The following is a 21147-nucleotide window of genomic DNA, read 5'->3' on the forward strand; positions in this document are numbered from 1 at the left end:
GAAAGGCACTGGTCGATGAAAACGACGTTCTGGCCCTATCGTGGTCGGCAGGCCAGCCTCGCGACCCGACACGGGAAGGAGCGAGCCGTGGCACTGCCCATGCGCCTGGAACTCGGGCTGGATCTCGCCGTGCCGCCAGACCTGGATACGGACGCGCTCGGCACGTTTTGCGGTGAGGTCGCGCGCCAGGGATCCCCCGAATCAGTCTGCCTGCGCAAGGCCCGCCTGGGTATGGCTGCGACCGGGCTGGCGCTCGGGGTCGCCAACGAGGGTAGCTTCGGACCTCACACGACCGTGCCCTTTATCGCGGCAGACATCGAGACGATGACTTTCGTCGACGACGAGCGTGGCCTCGTCGTCACCGAGACGCTGGTATCCGAGCGCACCAACCATGGCCATCGCGAGGCCCGCAGCGTCGACGACCTCACCGCGTGGCTGCCGGCCATGGGTTTCCCCTCGCATGCGCTGATCGTGCGGCCGAAGTCCGTCGCACCCAGTGGGCCGGTAGAAAAGGGCATCGTCTCGATCGAGCAACTGGCGGCAGCCATCGACCAGATGGCCAGGATGTCGCCTGACGCCGTGGCCTGGGTTCAGACCGATATGCGGGCGCATCTCAACCCCACGCGCATGGCCGTCATCCAGCAACTGGCGTTTCGGCTGGCGCGCCGCGTGGCCTCGTCATGTCCCGCCTGCACGACTCCTGGATGGGGACGCACCGCGACCGTCGCGGGCCTGCCGTGCGAGCTTTGCGATGAGCCTACGAGCATGATCCGCTTCGAAGTATTCGGCTGCGGCGTCTGCGCCCACCGCGAAGACAGGCCGCGTGGCGACCTCCGTCAGAAGGCTCCGGCCCAGTACTGCCCGGCGTGCAATCCGTGAATCCGTGAGCTCGCCGCAACCGCAAGACCGCGCTGGCGGAGCGTCCCCGTATGCCTGCCACGATGATGGGGCAGGGGATCGGCGGGATTTCACGGGAGTATCGATACGAACCAGCCAAAGGTCCGTGATGCGGAAAGCTGCGTTCGATTTGCAGCGGCGCCGGACGCCGCGTATTCTGCGTGGGTTTCCTTGGAGGAGATGCCCGATGGTCCCGCAGAAGGCCGCATGGGCAGTCGCGCGCGGCGCGCGCGCGCGCGTTCCGCGCAGGTTCGCCGATTCGGTGGTCGCCTGCGCAGCCGTCGCGAGTGCATTGGTGCCGACGTTGGTCGTCGCGGCAGCCCCGGTGGGCGGTGCCTGGCCCAACCGGCCGATCCGCGTGCTGCTGCCGAATTCCCCGGGTAGCGCCACCGATATCCTCGGCCGTATCGCCTTCCAGCGCATGGCGGACGTGCTGGGCCAGCCGCTTCTGGTCGACAACCGGCCCGGTGCAGGCGGAACGACCGGTGTCGAGATCGGCATGCGTGCGCAGCCCGACGGCTACACGATCACCACCGTCACCCTGGCGGTGCTGGCAGTGGCGCCGCATACCTTCAAGTCCGTCGGCTACGACGTGTTCCGCGACATCCAGCCGGTCTCGGTATTCGCGATCGCGCAGACGGGTGTCTGCGTCAACGCGCAGCTGCCTGTGCAGTCGGTGCGCGAGCTGGTCGAACTCGCACGGGCGCGCCAGGGCCGCCTGCTGATGGCCTCGGCCGGCATCGGTTCCACCAGCCACATGGGCGGGCTGCTGTTCACTTCTCTGGCGAAGATCGAGGCGACCCATGTGCCGTACAAGGGCGGTGGCCCGTCGATGGCCGCCGTGGCACAGGGCGAGGCAGACTTCACCGTCGGGCCGATCGTCGCGGCCATGATGCATGTGAAGGCCGGGCGTACGCGTTGCCTCGCCACTGGTGGCGAACGGCGCTCGCCGCTCTATCCCGATCTGCCGACCCTGGCCGAGGCCGGCGTGCCTGGTTACCGCTACAGCGGGTGGAACGGCATCGTTCTGCCGGCTGGCACGCCGCGCGTGGTCGTCGACCGCCTGCATGGCGCGCTGGTATCGGTGCTCAGGCGTGACGACGTGCGCCAACTGTACGCGGCCCAGGGCGAGGAGCCGGCCTGGAATGCACCGGATGCATTCGCACGCCTGATCCGCGAGGACTTCGACGCGATGGGCAAGCTGGTGAAGGCGGCGGGCGTCAGGGCGGAGTAGGCGCGCGCCGCCCCGGTGCTCAGCCGCGCCAGTTGTCGGCGGCGCCGTTGCGGTCGATGTGCGACTCGAGCCGCTCGGTCGAGCGCACCCCGGCATAGCGTGTGTTGCCGCCCTCGGCCGCGGTCAGCCCATACGCCTTGCCGCGCGGCACCTGGATGATGTCGCCGACGCCGGCTCGACGGCGCTCCCCATCGACCTCGGCGTCCAGCGCGCCCGAGATCACGTAGAAGAAGATCTCGTGCAGCGCCTCCGGACAGCGCATGGCATGGCCGGGCGGTGACTCGATGAAGCCGAACGCCAGGTGCGTGCCCTCGACCCAGCGCTCGTCATGGCCGGATGACGGTGGCGCATCGAGAGAGGAGATCATCGGATAGAAGCAGTTGCCCAGCCCGTCGAGGATGGCCTGCGACTTCTCCGTGTCCTTCTCCTGGCCCGGATAGCGTCCCTCCGCGATCTCGCGCTTCACTTCGACGGCAGACAGCGCGCGTTCCGGCAGTGCCTCGTCGGCTGCGGCACCGATCAGCGTCCAGGTACGGTCCTTGATGTACAGGTAGCGCATGTCGCCGTCTTCGGTCGCCATGAACTGGTGGCGCGCAAAGGGCGGGATGTGCACGAAGGTGCCAGGCGGGACGATGCGCCGCTCGCGCCCCACGCACAGGTTGATCTTGCCCTCGAGCGGAAAGGTCATCAACTCGTTCGGATGGTAGTGCAGGGTAGATCCGGTGCCCGCCCGCTTGGTGACGATGCGGAAGTACAGGTACTGGCCCTCGATCACCGGGCCTTCCGCGGTGGACAGATGCGGATTGAACCGGTGGGACTGGTAGTCCTCTATACGGTGGAATGGCATGCTCTCCTCCTCGTCTGCGGACCCTACGGTACCGATAGTTTAACAGCGCGCCGGGCGTGCACTTCGCAGGCACCTCGCCTTCGAGATGTCGGCTGGAAGATGCTGACAGGCTCCAGTCGATGATCTGTTTATCCGTACCGCGCGACGGGCGAACGTCAATCGGGCATTCTTCCGCAGGATCATCCGGCTGGCCCGGATGGACATCGGACGCAATCTGTCGAAACTTCACGAGGAGAGGAGCGTCAATGCCAGGCAGCAGCAGTGAACTGACCATCCGTGAGTGCGCGTTCGAGATCATTCGTCTGGGCGAGGCGCTCGCCCGGGACAACGCCGCGCTTGCCCGAGCCTTGCAGGCACCTCTGCAACGCATCGTCTCGCTGCCCGACCTGCTGGCGCTCGGAGTGAAGCGCCAGGGCAACCACATCGACAACTCGAAGTACCTGTACTACGACGGCCAGCTGGTCATCTCGCTAGACGAGTTCCCGAAAGGCAAGCGCATTCCACCGCATGACCACGGTGTCTGGGAGGCGATCGCGATGTACCGCGGCAGCGTCGAGCACACCGTTTACGAGCGGCTCGACGATGGCAGTCGCGAGGGACATGCCGAACTCGCGGTGGTGGACGATCGGCGCCTGGGTCCCGGCGACGTGTGCGTGCTGATCCAGCCTGCGGAAATCCACAGCTTCACTGCGCTGGAAGAGGGCACGCATTCGCTCACCGTCGTCGGCGGACATTACGCCGAACTGCGTCACTACTTCAATCCTGCGGACAAGACCTGCGTGGTGCGTCGGCCACGTCCGGTGACCCAGGCGGGCGTTGTGGCGAGCTAGGCGCGGTCGCAGGCGACCGGGACGCGCGGCGCATCCTGTGGCCATCCCACTGCTGGCCGCACCAGCAGCGGCCTTCGCTGTCGATAATGCAGGCGCCGCTGCCGCAGCAGCGTGTGTCTTCAGTCATCATGTGTTCCTTGAGTTCGCGACCCGACGGCAGGATAGCGAGGAGCCGAGGCGTCTGTCCGGTTGGCGCGAAAGCGTGTTGACCGGCCTGCACGCAACCGATTCGCATCCGGCTGCGGCGTGGCGTCGGTTGCAACGTCAAGGTTGCAACGTCAGGTTGGCGGCGGATCGCAAACGCCAGCCGTACCGGTACCGGAAACCATCCGCGAAACCGGGGTCAAGTTCGATGGCGAACTGCCGTAATCACGGACTGGACCACGGAACCCGATCGATGATTCCTCCAAACGAGCTCGTCACCCATATGCCCCGCGTTCAGGCGGGGGAGACCGACCTGCGCGACCTGTTCGTCGTGTGGCAGATGATCGAATCGAGTGCGGCCATCAGCTGCCCGGAAGCGGTCGCTCCGATCCTTCCGGCCCTGCTGCGCACCCGGGAGCGATTCAACAGCCTGCGCGTCCGGGTGATCGAAATGATGGTGCGCGAGAACCTGGGTGCGCTGGAGGACGAACTGGCGGCCAAGGCCCAGTGCGCGATCGACATCCTCGTGAGAAACCTGTTCGAGCGTACCGCGGATGTCGGCTTTCTGGCCACGGACGAGGTGGTACGCGCATTCTGCGCGGCGCCCGAACGGAGCGAGGCGGATCGACAGGCAATGGTTCGACGACTCGCCGAATACCAGTCAAAGTACACGGTCTACGACGATGTCATCCTGCTCGACGCGGACGGCAGGGTGCTCGCGCGGCTCGATGACAGCGCCAACCTTCAGACGAGCCGCGATCCGCTGGTTGCCGATGCACTGGCAAAGGACGGTTACGTCGAGCGGTTCGGCCGCAGCGACCTCGGTACCTCCGGCGAGGCTTCGCTGCTCTACGCCCAGCGGATCACCCGCAGTACCGGTCGGGACGCCGCGGTCGGCGTGCTGGTGCTTCGCTTCCGCTTCGCCGACGAGATGGAGCGCATCTTCGAGGGCATCAATGCGGACAATCCGCGACTCGCACTGGTGCTTATCGACGAACAACAGCGCGTGGTGGCGACCAATGACCAGGCGCACGTCCCCACTGGCGCGAAACTGGCGCGGCAGGAGGGCAATGCCGTAGCGCTGTGTTCCTATGCCGGCCGCGAATACCTGTCGGTCTGCCGGTCGAGCAATGGTTATCAGGGGTACGCTGGCCCGGCATGGCGCGCACAAGCCATGGTCTCGCTGCTCAACGGCTTCAAGTCGCCGGCGGGGAACCAGGATGACGACACCGACCTGCAGGCTCCGCTGGACAACGCCGACCTGGCGACCATGATCGGCGATGCCGAAGTGATCAGCAGGGAACTGCGCCGGGTGATGTGGAACGGTCGTCTTATGGCCGGCGAGCATGGCGGCGACCAGTTGCGGCTGAAGGCAGTCCTCAAGCAAGTGAACGAAGCCGGACAGCGCACACGCGAGCGCGCGGGCCTGGGGCTGGACGACATCCACCGCACGGCTGTGGCGCGTGTTCGCCGGCAGACGCGCGAACTGGCACGGCTGGCGGGCGACATCATGGACCGTAACCTGTACGAGCGGGCAAACGACGTGCGCTGGTGGGCGTGCTCCCCGGTACTGCGCGAGGTGCTGGCCGGACCCGCAAGCACGGAAACGAGCGGCCGTCTGGCGCAGGTCCTCGACTACATCAACGGGCTGTACACGGTCTACAACCGGCTGGTCGCCTTCGACGCGCAGGGCGTCGTGCGTGCCGTATCCCATGCGGGGGAAGGCCCGGTACTGACAGGCTCGTCCGTGCCCGAGGCCTGGCTGACCTCGGTCACGCACCTTCGCGACACGCATCAGTACGCGGTCACGCCGTTCGAGGACACATCGATGCATGCCGCCGGGCCGACCTATGTCTATCTGGCAGCCGTCAGGTCATCGGGCGGAACGCTGTCGGGCGGTATCGCCATCGTCTTCAATGCAGCCACCGAGTTCCCGGCGATGCTGCGCGACATCATCGGCGATCTTCCAGGCGCGGCTGCGTTCGTCGATGACCAGGGCCATGTGATCGCTGCCACCGATGCCGACCTGACGCGCGGACTGTCCGGAGGCTTCAGCGGCGGATCGGGCATCGTCGAGCAGGACGGCGTGCACTATGTCTGTGCGCGCGTGAAGGCCCCCGGGTACCGCGAGTTCAAAGGCAGCGATCGGTATGACAACGGCGTCGATGTGATCGTCGGCATCCGGGTCGGTACCAGCGCGGACTATCTCTCGCGGACCGATTCGCTCGAACTGCAGCCGATGGCGGTCACGATGGGTGCGCCGACGCGAGAGGTCGCCGTCTTCGATGTCGGCGGCGCCCTGTATGCGCTTCCGGCCTACGAGGTCATCGATGCGATCCTGCCGCGAGGGCTGGCACGTACACCCGGTGCTGACGGTGCGGCGCTCGGCCTCATCGAGGTCGGGTCCGGCAGTGCGGCGCGCGTGATTCCGGTGATCTGCGCGCGCCGGCTGTTCGGTATGCCTGACCGCGCTGCCGAGGCTGAAAGCCTGCTGATCGTGTTGCGCTCGACAGTACAGAAGGAGATTCCCGCCTTTGCCTTGCGGGTGGACGATGTCGCGACGGTGCTCGACGTTGCCCACGAGCACGTTCACCCCGCTCCCGAGGGCATGGCGTCCTTTACGCCTTGGATCACGTCGGTGATCGACGCGGATGTCATCACCCGCGCCGGACAACGTTCATCGCTGGTGCAGTTGCTCGACTGTGCGAAGTTGCTCGAAGTCATCACCAACAGGAACGCAGGCACTGCGGCAGACGGGAAGGTCGATACGGTCACTGAATCGGAAATGGTGGGAGAAAGCTGACCACGGGAGTGATCGTACACCTGCGCGGTCGATCGCTGTCGTCGACGCCATCGACTCGGCAGGGCGTGGTACAGCGCTGGAGACAGGCCGGAGCAACAAGGATCGAGCGCGCGCCTGATCACGGAGGGTGCGGGAGATTCCTTCGTGACGTACCCTCACGCCGCTGCGCCGTACAGCCTGCCGGCGGTGTCGGCCGCGTATTCGCCGGCCTCGTTCCCCATGAACGCGCCTTCGGACAACCATTCGGAGGTGGCGCGGTACAACAGGTGCCTGGCCCGCTCGAACTGCATGAAGTGCGAGCAGCCGGCGACGCGCACGAACATCCGCTGCGGCGCCGCCAGCGCATGCCAGGACTCCAGCCGCCGCGCGTAGTTGTCGTGTTCACCCAGCAGATACAGCGTCGGCGCCGAGATGCGTGCGAGGCTTGACCGCCAGCCGAAGTTCATTCGGTTCGGCGCACGCATGATCCCGAGACCCTCGCGCCCCCAGCCCGCGCCGATCTCATCGATCGCCATGAGTTCGCGCCAGAAGGCATCGCAAACGGCCGGGTCCTCGATCTGCCCGTCATCGTGCACGTGGTCGCGCCAGCGCCGGTCGAGCAGGAACTCCCGGGTCTGCAGCAGCGTCGGTGATCCCGCTTCGGGCATGGTGGCTGGCGGATCCTCGCGATCGAAGAACTGCGACGGCCCGTACAGCAGTATGCGCCCGACCTTGTCAGGGTGCAGCGCTGCATAGCCACCGGCTCGAGGCGCCCCTGTCGACCATCCGACGAGGTGTACACGCGCTACGCCGCGCAGGTCGCGGATGAAGTCGACGATCGTCTCGATCTCGTCCCATTCGGTGCGGCTCGACACCAGCTTGAACGGGTAGCGGGGCGCCTGCGGCCCTGACAGTACATGCGGGACCAGGTGCGGTTGGAAGGATGCGTCCACGTTGACCGGATCGTCCATCCTTGGCCGCGGCGACGGTGCATAGCCAGTATGCGAGAACGTGAAAACATCGAAGCCCGCGCGCGCCATCTGCTCCATGAAGCTGTAGTCGCGATAGCGCAGGTCGTAGGCGACGATCGACGGGGCGAAGCCGCCATGCAGCATCAGGATGACCGGTCGGGACGCATCGCCGCCACTGCCGGACGCCAGAAGCCGCTCGCGCAGGAACAGCCCCACTGTCTGTCCCCGGTTCGCTGCGACCGTGGACACATGAGGCACGAAGCGGTCGATGCAAAGGACTTCGCCGGTGGCGACAGTGGAGATGGACATGGAGCTGGGAACGCCAGAGAGAAAGTTGGTAGGGCCGGGCGCCGATCGGAACACGCGCCGCCCAGTCGAGCGCATCGGCGCAGCCGACACTACGCCATCCGGAGAAATCTCCTGGCGGGAGGTTCAGCGAACCTGCAGGACGAGTTTGCCGCGGAAATGCCGGCCCCGGCTGACGGTATTGGCGCGCGTGGCCTCGGCCAGCGGAAACACGGTGATCTCCGGCACCCGCACCGCACCCGCTGACAACAGCGCGGAGATGCGCTCGAGATGGGGCCGGTCGCGCCCGACCGCCGGACGCAGCCCGGTGACATCCGTGCGGGACGTCGGCGGCGGCTTCGGGCCCGAGGCGATGAACGCCGCCCGCCCGCCAGGCCGGAGCACGAGGTAGGAGCGGCTGGCGACGTCGCCGCCAACCGTATCGAACACGGCGTCCACGCCGGACACCACTTGCGCGAAATCATCCCGGTTGTAATCGATCACCGTTTCGGCACCGAGGCTGCGCACATAGTCGACGTTCGCCGCACTCGTCGTGCTGATCACCCGGCAACCCGCGTGCCGGGCCACCTGGATCGCGAAACTGGCGACACCGCCAGCGCCGCCCTGCACCAGTACCGTCTCGCCCGCCCGGACCTGCAGGGTGTCTTCCACGGCGCACAGCGCTGTCAGCCCGATCAGAGCCACCGAGGCTGCTTCGATATGGGACAGGGCGGCCGGCTTGCGGGCGAGCAGCGACGCCCTGATCGCCACCTTCTGCGCGTAGGCTGCCTCGATGCCCACGTCGCAGACACCGAACACCTCGTCGCCAACCTGGAAATCGGTGACGCCGTCGCCGAGCGCGCTGATCACGCCGGAGAAATCACGGCCTGGCGCGTACGGAAAGAAGGCGACCGGTCCGTAGGAACCCGCAATCACCCGCCAGTCGGCGCCGTTCACGCTCGCTGCGTGGACCTCGACCAGCACCTCGCCCGGCTTCACGACGGGATCGGGATAGTCACCGAACTCGAGCACTTCAGGCCCGCCATGCTGGCGGAAAAACGCTGCTTTCATGGATCGTCCCTGCTCTGCAGATGTGTAAAGGTCGCTCGGTGAACGATAACCGGAAAGCGTGCCGACCGCAGCACGCCGCACCCGAACAGCGACGACCTGCGATAATCGGCTATGGCAATCCTGACCGTCCTGCAGTCGATCGCGTTCCGCGAGGCCTTTCTGGAACTCGCCGGGCAGTTCCACCGCGCCAGTGGCCACACGACACGCGCGGTGTTCGACGGCGGACTCAACGTTTCCGCGCGCATCGCAGCCGGCGAACGGGTCGATGCAGTCGTCATGTCCGCCGATGCGATAGACGAGATGGCCCGCGGCGGACACATCGCGCCGGGCGGGCGTATCGACCTCGCGATTTCGCCGATCGGGTGCGCGGTACGAGCGGGTGCTGCCTGTCCGATGCTAGAGACCGAGGCTGATTTCATCAGCCTGCTCCGTGCGTCGCGGTCGATTGCCTATTCGACCGGCCCGAGCGGCGTACATCTCATCAAGGTCCTCGACCGTCTCGGACTGTCCGGCGAACTCGCGGCACGCCTGCGGCAGGTGCGCGGCGAGCCTGCCGGTGCAGCGGTCGCGCGCGGCGAGTGCGACCTGGCCTTTCAGCAGATGAGCGAGTTGCTGCCGGTGCCCGGGATCGACATCGCAGGCCTGCTGCCCGAGACTGTGCAGAAGACGACCCTGTTCTCGATCGGCCTGCATGCCGCGGCCCCGGAACCGGACGCCACGCGCGCGCTGATGCGTTTCCTCGCCTCGCCCGAGGCTGCACCGGTGATCCGCGCGAAGGGCATGCAGCCGCTCGCGGGCTGAACCGGGCACGAAGTGTGTCGCCAGGGTGCCCGCAGCCCGGCACTCAGCGCATCATCGCCCGCCGGGCGAAGTAGGAGAGCAGGTCGACCAGCACGACCAGACCTACCATGGCCACCAGTACAGAACCGGTCTCGCTCATCTGGAACAACCCCATGTGGAACGCGAGCATCTGCCCGAGTCCGCCGGCGCCCACGACGCCCAGCACCGCCGCCGCGCGGATGTTGTTCTCCCAGCGATAGAGCGTGTAGGACATCACCTGGGGCAGCACCGCTGGCAGGATCGCGTACAGGAACACCCGGCCGCCGGGCACCCCCTGTACGCGCAGCGCGTCGGCCGGCTCGCGCGGGGCGTTCTCGATGGCCTCGGCAAACAGCCGGCCCAGCACACCCGTGGTATGGAAGGCAAGGGCCAGCGTACCGGACAGCGGACCAAGGCCGGCTGCGATCAGCAACAGCGCGGCCCAGGCCAGTTCGGGGATCGAGCGCAGCACATTGAGCAGCAGGCGGGTCGGCCCGCGCGCGATGCTTCGCCGGCCATCCGGCGCCCGGCTTGCCGGCAACGCGAGCGCGAGGCCCCCGGCCACGGCCAGCAGAGTGCCCAGTGCCGACATGGCGAGCGTCTCGACGCTGGCGATCGCGACGCGCCGAAGAAATTCCGGATCGGTCGATGGCGACGCGAGTTCACCCAGGAAACGTCCCATGCGCGCGGCTGCATCGGCCGACAGGAAGACGCCCCACTTGAGGTCGAGCGTGGCGAAACTGGCGACCACGAGCACGGCGATGCCGGCGACGATCCAGCAGGCCGTGCAGCGCGCATGCACCAGCGGCGGTGCCGGAATCATCCGAGCACCCGGCGCAGTTGGCCGCTGGCCCAGTCGGCGACCCAGACCAGCGCGACGAAAACCAGCAGGATCGTGCTCACCTCGGCGCCATTGAACATCTTCAGCGAGGTGATCAACTGCTGCCCCAGACCGCCCGCGCCGACGAAGCCGAGCACCGCCGACGACCGGATCGCACACTCCCAGCGATACACGGTGTAACTGGTGAGCTCGGCAGCATTGGTCGGCAGCAGCCCATACAGAAATGCGCCGGTGCGGCTGGACCCGTTGCGCAGCAGCGTTGTGGTGGCATGCGCATCGCCGCTCTCGAGGATCTCCGCGTACACCTTGCCGAGCATGCCGGCGTAGGTAAGCGCGATCGCAAGCACCCCGGCAGTCGGCCCGAGGCCGACCACGCGGACGAAGACCAGCGCCCACACCAGTTCCGGCACGCTGCGCAGAACGATCAGCAGCCAGCGGATCGCCTGCCGCATCATGAAAGGCAGCGCATGCATCCGGCCCGGAAGGGCGGACACCGAAAGCACGGCGGTCGAGGCCAGCGTCATCGGGATCGCCAGCGCCAGCGCGAGCACCATGCCGCAGGTGGCGATCGCGACGGTACGCCACGCCTCGTAGGCGACCATCTTCAGGAAGGCTGCGTCCGAATGCGGGGGAAAGAAGTCTGACAGGAACCGCACGGTCGAGCGCAGGCTCTCCGGCTCGAACAGGATCCACGGGCGGAACTCGGTCGCCCACAGCATCGGCACCAGCAGTGCCACGCCGGCGAGCGTCCAGAACACCCGCCCGCTCCACGCCGGGTCGCGCAACGAGGGTGCCACCCCTTCGCCTGCCATCAACGGCAGACCATGACCGTCACCGGGCGCATGGCCGGCTCAGCCGGCACCGGCGGCGCACCCGCAAGCTCATGTTCGAATTGCGCATACAGCCGCAGCAGGTGCTCCCGCGTCACTTCGGCCGAGGGCAGGTCGAACGCGAGTTCGCCGTTGCGCAGCCCGATGATTCGCGGAAAGGATGCGATCGCCACATCGACCTGGTGCAGGGTGGCGAGCAGGGTAACGCCGCGCAGGCGTGCTTCGCCGGTGAGAGTCTCGATCACTATCCGAGATCGCGTGGGGTCGAGCGCCGACAGTGGCTCGTCGACAAGCCACAGGCCGGCAGGCGCCAGCAGCGCGCGCGCCAGCCCGACGCGCTGGCGCTCGCCACCAGACAGGCGATCGACGCGCGTCCACAGCTTGTCCGACAGGTCGAAGCGAGCGAGCGCGGCATGCGCCTGTGCCACCCCCACGGGATACACAAGGGAACGCAGGCTCGACCACAGCGACAGGACCGGCAGCCGCGCGGCCAACACCGCGGTCACCGTCCGCTGGCGCGGCGGCAGCGGCGGCACCTGCGGTGCGAGGAAGAGCTTCCCGCGCAGGCGCTGCAACTGGCGCACCGGCAGCGACCAGGGGTCCACGGCATCCAGGCGAAGCCGGCCCGAAGAAGGACGCAGTGCACAGGCGACCGCATGCAGCAGTGTCGTCTTGCCCGCCCCCGACGGGCCGATCACCGCGACCTGCTCGCCAGCCTCGATTTTCAGCGACAGCGGACGCAGCGCTGCGGGTACCTGTGCGGACGCCGCAGGATGCCGGACTTCGAGCCCGTCGAGCGTCACTGCCAGCCCGGCCATCTCCAGATACCGCGGGCTACTTGATGAGACCGGCACTGCGGCCCGCCTGCTCCAGGCCCTTGTAGTTCGATGCCTGGGTCGGGATGAAGCGCGCCGCGCGCGCGAGGCCGAGGATCTCCTTGCCTTCGGCATCGGCGGGGTTCAGCGCGAGCAGTGCCTTGGTCACCCGCTCGCGCAGCGCTACCGGCATGTCGGCATGGACCGACCAGTTGTAGTTGAAGTAGGCGGGCGTCGTGTAGAACACCTCGACCTTCGACAGGTCGACCTTCTTCTCTTCGACGAACTTGCGCCACACCGTGATGTCGAGCGCGGCGGCGTCGACGCGGCCGGTGACGACCGAGGCGATGGTCGCATCATGGGCACCCGAGTAGGCGATGCGCTTGAAGTCGCGCTCCGGGTTGAGGCCGGCCTCGAGCAGGAAGTTGCGCGGCATCAGGTGGCCTGACGTGCTCGACTGCGAGCCGAAGCTCACGTTGCGACCCTTGAGGTCGGCGAGCGACTTGATGCCCGACCCGGCCAGAGTGATGAACACCGACCGGAACTGCGAATCCTCCTCTCGCTGCGCGATCGGGATCACCTTGTCGCCGGACCGGAGCCTCGCCTGCACGAAGGTGAAGCCACCGAACCAGACCATCTCCACCTGCTTGTTGACCAGGGCCTCGACCGCCGCGGGGTAGTCGGTGACGGGCGTGAACTCGACCTTCATGCCGAGCTGACGCTCGAGGTATTTCACCAGCGGCGCGAACTTGCGCTGCTGCTCGCTCGCCGCTTCCTCCGGGATCGTGGTCACCCGGAACACGTTCTGGGCGAACGCGGTCGTGGTAGTCAGCACAAGCGCCAGCAGCCCGGCACCCGCGCCGGCAAGCACGCGCTGCACGAGGGAAATCGAGCGGCAGGTCGTACGCTCGGCAGGACGGAAATCGAAGCTGGTCGGGCGGGCGGAAACGGTGGCGATCATCGGCAGCATGCAGGCACCTGTGAATCAAGGATGACGGTTGGACGGGGATGGAAGATATGACGGAACAGGATACCGGATTCGGCCGCAGCCCTTTCGTGTTCATCGCAGGCCCGCTATCCTTCGCCGGGAACATGATCGGGTATCCGATCGAGCCGGCAACACCCGGGGGGAGATGGCAATGGGTTGGGATCTCAAGCTTGGCATCATCGTGCCCTCGTGGAACACAGTGATGGAATACGAGTGGCAGCGTCTGGCCGGCGAAGGCGTCTCGGTGCACTCGCAGCGCATCTGGCACCTTGCAGACACCGAAGCGGACCTCGCCTGGCTCGGAACCCAGGCGCCTGCCGCCGCCGAACTGCTCTCGCATGCGAAAGTGAATGCGATCTGCTACGGATGCACCGCCAGCGGCTTCCTCGAATCCCCGGCCGAAGACCTGTTGCATGAAGCCGCGCTGACTCGGACGACCGGCATCCCGACGGTTGCGTCTTCCGCCTCCATCGTGCGCGCGCTGCGCGCTGTGGGCGCGACACGCATCAGCGTCGCTTCGCCGTACGAGCCGTGGCTCAACGACCGGGTCAGGCGGCATCTCGAAGCAGCCGGGTTCACGGTGGTCGCGATGAAGGGGCTGGGCACGCAGGCTCACGGCAGCATCTCGACCGAGACCGTACGCGCGCTGGCGCTCGATGTGGTGAGGCCCGAAACGCAGGCGATCTTCATCAGCTGCTCGAACTTCCGCACCCTCGATATCCTCGCGCAGGTCGAGCAGGCGACCGGGCTGCCGGTGATCACCAGCAACCAGGCCGCCCTATGGGGTACGCTGCGGGCGATCGGCGACCGGCGCGGGATGCCCGATGCAGGCAGGCTGTTCGCTGTTGCCTGATCGGCGAGCCCCTCGGAATAGAGTGACCCAGGCCGCATCAGGAGGAGCAGTGATGAAAAACGACACGAGTCTGCGCGGGTTCTCCGTCATGCTTGCCGCAGCGCTGCTGTGCTGCGTCACCGGCCCAGGCGCGGCGATGGCGCAGGACTATCCGACCAGACCGGTACGTATCGTCGTACCGTTCCCGGCAGGCGGCACCACGGACATCATAGGGCGCATCGTCGGGCAGCGACTGACCAAAGACTGGAAACAGCAGGTGCTGATCGACAACCGACCGGGTGGTGGCGCGAACATCGGTGCCGAGCTGGCCATGCGCGCCGCGCCCGACGGCTACACGCTGTTCATGGCATCGACCGCGCACAGCATCAACGCGACGCTGTACCCAAAACTCGCCTACGACCCGGTCAAGGACTTCAGCGCGATCTCGATGATGGCCGATACCGCGCAGGTGCTGGTCGTGCATCCGTCACTGCCGGTGAAGGACGTGCGCGGCCTCGTCGCGCTGCTGAAGCAGCGTCCGGGCGATCTCAGCTACAGTTCGGCGGGCAACGGCAGCCAGCCGCACCTGTCGGCGGAGATGTTCCGGATGCTGACCGGAACCCGCATGACCCACATCCCCTACAAGGGCGGGCCGCAGGCGATGACCGACCTGATCGCCGGTTTCGTCGCGCTGTCCTTCGCCACCGCGCCTTCGGCCGTGCCCCACGTCAAGTCCGGCAAGGTGAGGGCGCTCGGCGTCAGTTCGCTCGCGCGCATACCGGCGCTGCCGCAGGTACCGACGATCGACGAATCCGGCCTCGCCGGTTTCGAGGCCACCAACGTCTTCGGCATGGTCGGACCGCCCGGCCTGCCGGCCGCGCTGATCGAACGCATCAATGCCGATCTGGTCGCGGCGCTGAAAGACCCGGGCATACGGGGCGCGTTGAGCGAGCAGGGGGCCGAAGCGCGGTCCAGCACGCCCGCGGAGTATGCTGCGCTGATCCGCAACGAGGTCGCGAACTGGGGCAAGGTGGTGCGCCAGTCCGGTGCGCGGATCGACTGAAGGCGGTGGCCGTACGCGGCACGGAGGCAGGATGACATCGGCAGTGAAGCAGAAGATGGCGCGCGGCCAAGTGGCGGTCGCGGTGAACCTCGCCGGCCACAACCCGGACCTGCTGGAACCCCTTGCCAGGTGGGGCGCCGACGTCGCCTTCATCGACTGCGAGCGTACCGGCATCGGCATCGATGCGGCGACCGATCTGATCCGAGCCGCGCGCGCGGCTCGGCTGCCCGCTGTCGTGCGCAGCTGGTCGCGCGCACCCGAGGTTCTCGTGCAGTATTTCGACCGCAAGGCCGATGGCATCGTCGTGCCGCACATCGACTCGGCGGCGGAGGCCGCCTCGGTGGTCGAGATCGTGCGCTATGCATGCGGCGATTCGGCGGCGCGCGACAAGCTGGTGTTGGTGCAGATCGAGACGCCGGCCGCGGTGGCGGCGGTCGATGCGATCGCGGCGGTGCCGGGCATCGACGTCGTCCTGCTCGGGCCGAACGACCTGTCCTACGAGATGACCGGCATCCGGGGCAACATGACCGCGGAGGTCGAGCGGACCATCGAACACCTGGCGGGGCGGCTGACTGCAGCGGGCCGCGCGTTCGGCATGCCGGCGCGCCTCGAACAGGTGGCGCGGTTCCGCGCACTTGGTGCAACCTTCCTCTATTACCCGGTCGAGTGGCTGATCGAGCGCGCGATGCAGGAACTGCAGCGCGAAACCGGGCGCTGAGGGCGCGCGCCCGTGACTGTAACCGGCATGGCCAGCATGAAGGCGATCACGATCGACCGTTACGGCGGCCCGGAGGTGATGCAGTTGCGCGACATCCGGATTCCCGAGCCGGGCCCTGGCGAGGTCCTGGTGAAGGTCGCGTTCGCCGGCATCAACTTCATGGACATCCATACCCGGCAGGGCAAGTACCGCGAATCGCGCAGCTATCCGGTGCGCCTGCCGTGCACGCTCGGCATGGAAGGTGCCGGCGAGGTAGTGGCGACCGGCCCATCGACGCATCGCGTGAGCGTCGGCGAGCGCGTGGCCTGGTGCATCGCCTGGGGCAGCTATGCCGAGTACGCCTGCGTGCCGGAGTCTCGGCTCGCGCGGCTGCGGCACGACACCGCCTTCGACATCGCCGCGGCCAGCGTGTTCCAGGGCAGCACCGCCCACTACCTGGTGAACGACGTGGCGCGGCTCGAACCGGGCATGACCTGCCTGGTGCATGCCGCGTCGGGCAGCATCGGCCAGTGGCTGGTGCAGATGGCATCGCGCGCGGGCGCGCGCGTCCTGGCAACCGCCAGTACGGCGGAGAAACGGGCGATCGCCACCGAACTCGGCGCGGACAGGACCTTCGCCTATGGCGAGGGCAGGTTCGCCGTCGACGTGCGCGCGGCCACTGGCGGCAGGGGCGTCGACGTGGTTTTCGACCCGGTGGGCCGGACGACGCTGCGCGACAGCTTCCGCGCGACCCGTACGCGCGGGCTGGTCGTGAACTACGGCAACGTGTCGGGCTCGGTCACCGACCTCGACCCGATCGAACTCGGCGAGGCGGGCTCGCTGTTTCTCACCCGTCCACGCCTGACCGACCACCTCGCCGATGCCGATACCGTGCAGCGGCGCGCCGATGCGCTCTTCGAAGCCATCGCCGCCGGCGGCATGCGGGTGCCGATCGACAGCCGCCGCCATACGCTCGATGACGTACACCTCGCGCATGAGCGACTCGAACGCCGCGAACAGATCGGCAAGGCACTGCTGGTACCGCGCTCAGGATGAGGCCTCGACGATGACGCGCAGCAAGAGCCTGGATGGCCTGCCTTCCCCGCACGTGACGCTGTATGGCATCCGCAACTGCGACACCATGAAGAAGGCTCGCGCGTGGCTCGATGGCGCGGGCATTGCCTACCGCTTCCACGACTACAAGGCAGACGGCATCGACGCGCCCACGCTCGACCGCTTCACCGCGGGGGTCGGGTGGGAGCGGTTGCTCAATCGCGCCGGCACCACCTTCCGCAAGTGCGTCCCTGAAGCCGACCGCGCCACGATCGGCGCCACGCACGCCCGTGCGCTGATGCTCGAGCATCCGTCCATGATCCGGCGGCCTGTGCTCGATATTGAAGGCCGCCTGCTGGTGGGCTTCGATCCTGAGGTTTACGAGCAGGCATTTGCGGTGGCTGGCTGAACCGGCCGGCTGCGGGCCGCGGTATGCTTCAGCACCTTCCAGCGGGCAGGACGCACGGTGACAGACGCTCCGGCGATGGCAGCAGAAGCTCCGGCGATGCCGGCGTTACACCACGATCCGCAGCAGCCGGATGACGAACGCTGGATGCGCGAGGCGCTGGCGCTTGCGCAGATGGCAGCGGCAGCGGGCGAAGTCCCGGTTGGCGCACTCGTGCTGCAGCAGGGCCGGGTGCTCGGCCGCGGCTTCAACCAGCCGGTTCACATGCACGACCCGTCGGCGCACGCCGAGGTGCTGGCCCTGCGCGATGCAGCCCGCATGCTGGGGAACTACCGGCTGCCCGGCTGCACGCTGGTGGTGACGCTGGAACCCTGCGCCATGTGCGCCGGGGCGATCCAGCATGCGCGCATCGAGCGGCTGGTCTTCGGGGCGCGTGACCCGAAGACCGGTGCCTGCGGCAGCGTCGTCGACCTGTTCAGCGAGCCCAGGCTCAACCACCATGCACGGGTGACCGGCGGCGTGCTCGCCACCGAATGCGGGCAGCAGTTGTCGACGTTCTTCGCCGATCGGCGCCGGGCAGCCCGTGCCATTTCAGCCTTTGTGGGCGGGGCGCTGCCAGCCACCCGCGATGGCACGGGCTGACGTGTCCCCGTCCGACCGGAAACGAGTTGCGCCCGCCGGGCGGGCCCGCCCGGTACGCATCGGACTGGTCGCGCCCTCGGGCTGCCTGCCGGATCTGCGGATCGTGGACAGGGCGGCCGGGGTATTCGCTGCGCGAGGCTGGCAGGTGAGCGCCGGAGACAGCGTGTTCGCCCGGGAACAGCGTTTCGCTGGACCGGACGACCTGAGGGCGGGCGACCTGCAGTCTTTCTGCACCGACCGTGCGCTCGATGTGGTGCTGAGCGCGCGCGGCGGCTACGGATTGTCCCGGTTGCTCGATCGCCTCGACTTCGCCGCGATCCGCGCGCGGCGGCCGATCGTGGTCGGCTACAGCGATTTCACCGCCTTCCACCTCGCTTACCTGGCGCACGGAGGCATCAGTTTCGCCGGCCCTGGCGCAAGCGACTTCGCCGCCACCACGCCCGATCCGTTCACCCTGGAGCAGTTCTTCGCGGTGCTCGGACAGCCCTCGCACCAGTTGTCGTTCGACGTCGAGGGGGCGCGCCGGATGCAGGTCGCGGGACGGCTGTGGGGCGGCAACCTGGCGATGGTTGCCGCGATGGCGGGGACGCGTTACATGCCAGCCGTCAAGGGTGGCATCCTGTTCCTCGAGGACGTGAACGAGAGCGCCTACCGCATCGAACGGATGCTCTATCAGTTGTTCCATGCGGGCATCCTGCAGAGCCAGCGCGCGATCCTTCTCGGCAGCTTCGCGCCCGTGCCGGCGATGCCGAACGACGGTGGCTTCGGACTGGAGAGCGTCGTTGCGCACTTCCGCGAGCGCCTCGAGCTTCCCGTGATGAGCGGGCTGCCGTTCGGCCATGGTGCGCGCAGAGCTACGCTCCCAGTGGGCGCGCCTGCCGTGCTGGCGGTCGCGCGGGGGATGGCAAGGCTCTCGTTCGAGCGCTATCCGAGTCTCGCTCGGCGCCGCAGCGCAGCGAAGTAGCTGCAGTTGGTTGCTGCAGCTTATGCTGCGCAGCATTACGCACGCCCGAGACCACAGCGCTTGTCTAGGGCAAAGCCGCGCCAATGCTGGGAAGTAGTCGGTTGTGCGGCGCAGAATATTCGGCTAGAGTCCTCGCAGCTGGGCTCCCGTTCAGACGCCCGAAGCCTCCCTGGAGGCTCGCCTTCCGGACCTGTTCCGGGGCTTTCAGCGCTCCGACGTTGCTGCGCAACACCAACGGCGACGGCGATCATGACCAAGGGAGATTCGGGTGCGCCTGAAAAACAAGGTATCAATCATCACCGGTTCGGCACGCGGCATCGGTCAGTCAACTGCCCTCAAGTTCGCGCGCGAGGGGGGCAAGGTAGTCGTCTGCGACCTGACGCCGGAACTGATCCAAGAGACCGTCGCCACTATCAGGAGCGGCGGGGGCGAGGCGATCGGCTGCCTCGTCGATGTCCGCGACATGCAATCGATCCGCAGGATGGTCGATGAGGTCCTGTCGACCTTCGGCCGCATCGACGTGCTGGTGAACAACGCCGGTATCGTCAAGGATGCGCAGCTGAAGAACATGACCGACGAGCAGTTCGACCTGGTGATCGACATCAACCTGAAGGGTGTCTACAACTGCACCCGTGCGGTCGTCGACACGATGCTCCAGCAGCAGTCGGGCGTGATCCTCAGTTCTTCGTCGATCGTCGGGCTGTACGGAAACTTCGGGCAGACCAACTATGCGGCCACCAAGGGCGCGGTGATCAGCATGACCAAGACGTGGGCGAAGGAACTCGGGCGCAAGGGCATCCGCGCGAACGCGGTCTGTCCGGGGTTCATCGGCACCACGATCCTCAATTCCATGCCGGAGCGGGTGTTGCGTGCGATGGAAGAGAAGGTACCGCTGGGTCGCCTCGGCAAGCCGGAAGAGATCGCGGACGCGTTCGCTTTCCTCGCTTCGGACGAAGCGAGCTACATCAACGGCATCGTCCTGGAAGTCGGCGGCGGCGTCACGCTCTGACAGCTGCCTGGGACGGCCTCACGCCGCCCCGGTCGGGATCGTGCCGCGCCAGGTCGCGGCAGCGGCCCTTGCGTACTGCGGTGGCATCGCGTTCGAGGCGCCCAGGGCGGCGGCGGCAGCCCAGGGCCAGTGCGGATTGAACAGCATCGCGCGCGCGAGCGCGACCTGATCGGCCCGGCCCTCTGCAAGGATGGCTTCGGCCTGGGCGGCACCGGTTATCATGCCGACCGCGCAGGTAACGATGCCGGTTGCGCGGCGCACCGCCTCGGCAAGGTCCACCTGGTAGCCCGGTCCGACCGGGATCTGCGCGGCGCTCGCCACGCCGCCACTGGAGACGGTCACGTAGTCGCAGCCCAGCGCCTGCAGGGCGGCCGCATAGGCCACGGCGTCGTCCACGCCCCAGCCGCCGTCCGTCCAGTCGCTGCCGTGGATGCGTACGCCCATCGGACGCTCCGCCGGCCACGCGGCACGCATGGCCGCAAAGATCTCGAGCGGAAAGCGCATCCGGTTCTCCCGGCTGCCGCCGTACTCGTCGGTGCGGTGATTGGACAGCGGCGAGAGGAAGGTCGACAGCAGGTAGCCGTGCGCGGAGTGCAGTTCGATCAGGTCAAGGCCCAGTGCAGCGGCCCTCTCGGTCGCGCGCACGAAGGCCTCGCGTATCGCACTCAGTGCGTCGCGGTCCAGTACCGCCGGTACCGGCCAGTCCTGCGCGAACGGAAGGTCGGACGCGGCCACCACTGGCCAGGGATCTGCGCCGGCTTTCAGGCTGCCGCGGCCTTCCCACGGCCGCTCGCTCGATGCCTTGCGGCCGGCATGCCCGAGCTGGATGCCGATCGGCATGGTGGAATGGGCTCGGCAGAAGCCGAGCACGCGGGCCAGCGCAGCTGCGTTGTCGTCGCTGTAGAGGCCGCTGCAGCCATGGGTGATTCGCCCCTGCGCGCTCACGTGGGTAGCTTCGATCACCAGCAGGCCGGCACCGGACAGGGCCAGGCTGCCGTAGTGCATCAGGTGCCAGTCGTTCATCGAGCCGTCGACCGCGCTGTACTGGCACATTGGCGATACCTGGATACGGTTGGGCAGTTCGAGCGCGCGCAGGCGCAACGGGGAGAACAGCAGGCTCATCGGGA

General features: G+C 67.4%; 21 protein-coding genes. 13 read left to right on the forward strand and 8 right to left on the reverse strand.

Features of this window, described 5'->3' with window-relative positions; translation table 11 throughout:
- Positions 1 to 15 precede the first annotated feature (15 nt).
- The gene (locus tag ING98_13715; GenBank protein ID MCA3102922.1) at positions 16 to 879 is read left to right on the forward strand and encodes a hypothetical protein; all 864 of its coding nucleotides are present in this window, start codon (positions 16 to 18) and stop codon (positions 877 to 879) included.
- Between the two features lie 205 nt (positions 880 to 1084).
- The gene (locus ING98_13720) at positions 1085 to 2131 is read left to right on the forward strand and encodes a tripartite tricarboxylate transporter substrate binding protein (GenBank protein MCA3102923.1); all 1047 of its coding nucleotides are present in this window, start codon (positions 1085 to 1087) and stop codon (positions 2129 to 2131) included.
- Between the two features lie 19 nt (positions 2132 to 2150).
- Here ING98_13720 and ING98_13725 read toward each other — a convergent pair whose 3' ends face one another.
- Positions 2151 to 2978 carry a cupin domain-containing protein gene (locus ING98_13725; GenBank protein ID MCA3102924.1) on the reverse strand — a complete coding sequence of 276 codons (828 nt, stop codon included), beginning with the start codon at positions 2976 to 2978 and terminating at the stop codon, positions 2151 to 2153.
- 245 nt (positions 2979 to 3223) lie between these two features.
- Here ING98_13725 and ING98_13730 point away from each other — a divergent pair, with 245 nt between their 5' ends.
- Together ING98_13730 and ING98_13735 are read left to right on the forward strand one after the other, a co-directional pair.
- The gene (locus ING98_13730; protein ID MCA3102925.1) at positions 3224 to 3808 is read left to right on the forward strand and encodes a hypothetical protein; all 585 of its coding nucleotides are present in this window, start codon (positions 3224 to 3226) and stop codon (positions 3806 to 3808) included.
- 397 nt (positions 3809 to 4205) lie between these two features.
- Positions 4206 to 6755 (forward strand): chemotaxis protein CheW, encoded by a 2550-nt coding sequence (locus tag ING98_13735; protein MCA3102926.1) that lies wholly within the window; start codon positions 4206 to 4208, stop codon positions 6753 to 6755.
- Positions 6756 to 6910: 155 nt separating this feature from the next.
- Here ING98_13735 and ING98_13740 read toward each other — a convergent pair whose 3' ends face one another.
- Both ING98_13740 and ING98_13745 read right to left on the reverse strand, forming a co-directional pair.
- Positions 6911 to 8014 (reverse strand): alpha/beta fold hydrolase, encoded by a 1104-nt coding sequence (locus ING98_13740; protein MCA3102927.1) that lies wholly within the window; start codon positions 8012 to 8014, stop codon positions 6911 to 6913.
- Between the two features lie 123 nt (positions 8015 to 8137).
- Positions 8138 to 9061, reverse strand: coding sequence for an NADP-dependent oxidoreductase (locus ING98_13745; GenBank protein ID MCA3102928.1), 924 nt, complete (start codon positions 9059 to 9061; stop codon positions 8138 to 8140).
- A gap of 111 nt (positions 9062 to 9172) precedes the next feature.
- On the opposite strand from ING98_13745, the gene ING98_13750 reads away from it, so the two are divergent.
- Positions 9173 to 9862 (forward strand): substrate-binding domain-containing protein, encoded by a 690-nt coding sequence (locus ING98_13750; protein MCA3102929.1) that lies wholly within the window; start codon positions 9173 to 9175, stop codon positions 9860 to 9862.
- Positions 9863 to 9905: 43 nt separating this feature from the next.
- Here ING98_13750 and phnE read toward each other — a convergent pair whose 3' ends face one another.
- Genes phnE through ING98_13770 form a run of 4 tightly spaced genes read right to left on the reverse strand, consistent with a single transcriptional unit; the run spans position 9906 to position 13327 of the window.
- The gene (phnE, locus tag ING98_13755; GenBank protein ID MCA3102930.1) at positions 9906 to 10703 is read right to left on the reverse strand and encodes a phosphonate ABC transporter, permease protein PhnE; all 798 of its coding nucleotides are present in this window, start codon (positions 10701 to 10703) and stop codon (positions 9906 to 9908) included.
- Complete coding sequence (locus ING98_13760; GenBank protein ID MCA3102931.1) at positions 10700 to 11533, reverse strand: ABC transporter permease; 834 nt, start codon at positions 11531 to 11533, stop codon at positions 10700 to 10702. The genes phnE and ING98_13760 overlap by 4 nt, the downstream gene beginning before the upstream one ends.
- Complete coding sequence (locus ING98_13765; protein ID MCA3102932.1) at positions 11533 to 12369, reverse strand: ATP-binding cassette domain-containing protein; 837 nt, start codon at positions 12367 to 12369, stop codon at positions 11533 to 11535. Before ING98_13765 ends, ING98_13760 begins: the two co-directional genes overlap by 1 nt.
- A 16-nt stretch (positions 12370 to 12385) precedes the next feature.
- A complete protein-coding gene (locus ING98_13770; protein ID MCA3102933.1) occupies positions 12386 to 13327 on the reverse strand; it encodes a putative selenate ABC transporter substrate-binding protein in 942 nt (313 codons plus the stop codon).
- A 178-nt stretch (positions 13328 to 13505) separates the two neighbouring features.
- Here ING98_13770 and ING98_13775 point away from each other — a divergent pair, with 178 nt between their 5' ends.
- The 8 genes from ING98_13775 to ING98_13810 all read left to right on the forward strand — a co-directional run bounded on the left by ING98_13775 (position 13506) and on the right by ING98_13810 (position 20020).
- On the forward strand, positions 13506 to 14207 hold the full coding sequence (locus tag ING98_13775) for a maleate cis-trans isomerase (GenBank protein ID MCA3102934.1): 702 nt from the start codon (positions 13506 to 13508) through the stop codon (positions 14205 to 14207).
- An 88-nt stretch (positions 14208 to 14295) separates the two neighbouring features.
- Positions 14296 to 15249, forward strand: coding sequence for a tripartite tricarboxylate transporter substrate binding protein (locus ING98_13780; GenBank protein ID MCA3102935.1), 954 nt, complete (start codon positions 14296 to 14298; stop codon positions 15247 to 15249).
- 31 nt (positions 15250 to 15280) lie between these two features.
- Entirely contained in the window at positions 15281 to 15967 is a 687-nt protein-coding gene (locus ING98_13785; protein MCA3102936.1) for a hypothetical protein, read from the forward strand.
- Between the two features lie 36 nt (positions 15968 to 16003).
- Positions 16004 to 17002 carry a quinone oxidoreductase gene (locus tag ING98_13790; protein MCA3102937.1) on the forward strand — a complete coding sequence of 333 codons (999 nt, stop codon included), beginning with the start codon at positions 16004 to 16006 and terminating at the stop codon, positions 17000 to 17002.
- Positions 17003 to 17012: 10 nt separating this feature from the next.
- Positions 17013 to 17408 (forward strand): ArsC family reductase, encoded by a 396-nt coding sequence (locus ING98_13795; GenBank protein MCA3102938.1) that lies wholly within the window; start codon positions 17013 to 17015, stop codon positions 17406 to 17408.
- Between the two features lie 75 nt (positions 17409 to 17483).
- On the forward strand, positions 17484 to 18047 hold the full coding sequence (gene tadA, locus ING98_13800; protein MCA3102939.1) for a tRNA adenosine(34) deaminase TadA: 564 nt from the start codon (positions 17484 to 17486) through the stop codon (positions 18045 to 18047).
- A complete protein-coding gene (locus ING98_13805; protein ID MCA3102940.1) occupies positions 18034 to 19011 on the forward strand; it encodes an LD-carboxypeptidase in 978 nt (325 codons plus the stop codon). Before tadA ends, ING98_13805 begins: the two co-directional genes overlap by 14 nt.
- A gap of 268 nt (positions 19012 to 19279) precedes the next feature.
- Positions 19280 to 20020, forward strand: coding sequence for a glucose 1-dehydrogenase (locus ING98_13810; protein ID MCA3102941.1), 741 nt, complete (start codon positions 19280 to 19282; stop codon positions 20018 to 20020).
- Between the two features lie 18 nt (positions 20021 to 20038).
- Here ING98_13810 and ING98_13815 read toward each other — a convergent pair whose 3' ends face one another.
- Positions 20039 to 21142, reverse strand: coding sequence for an NADH:flavin oxidoreductase/NADH oxidase (locus ING98_13815; protein MCA3102942.1), 1104 nt, complete (start codon positions 21140 to 21142; stop codon positions 20039 to 20041).
- Positions 21143 to 21147 lie beyond the last annotated feature (5 nt).

The sequence above is a fragment of the Rhodocyclaceae bacterium genome (assembly GCA_020248265.1).
In the GTDB taxonomy this organism is placed as follows: domain Bacteria; phylum Pseudomonadota; class Gammaproteobacteria; order Burkholderiales; family CAIKXV01; genus CAIKXV01.